This is a genomic window from Virgibacillus sp. 7505, assembly GCF_002272135.1.
Taxonomy (GTDB): Bacteria; Bacillota; Bacilli; order Bacillales; family Amphibacillaceae; genus Terribacillus.
In genome coordinates, this window is record NZ_NPBF01000448.1 from 1 (window position 1) to 214 (window position 214).

Sequence of the window (214 nt, forward strand, 5' to 3'; positions counted from 1 at the left end):
ATTTAATCCCGCCAAAAATAATCAGCCCTAAAACCAATACAAGAAACAACCCAGTTGCCCAAGTCGGTATGCTAAAGGCATTGTTGACAGCGGCGGCAATCGAATTGGACTGGACGCCAGGCATAAGCACAGACATCGCTACAAGGGCTGCGACTGCAAACAGAATCGCAAACCATTTTACGCCTAATCCTTTTTCAATATAGTAAGCAGGTCC

General features: G+C 45.8%; 1 protein-coding gene. It reads right to left on the bottom strand.

The window, feature by feature from the left end; all coding sequences use genetic code 11:
* Positions 1-214, bottom strand: a 214-nt coding sequence (locus tag CHH91_RS19730; RefSeq protein WP_141234281.1) for an alanine:cation symporter family protein, incomplete at both ends; no start/stop codon positions are given.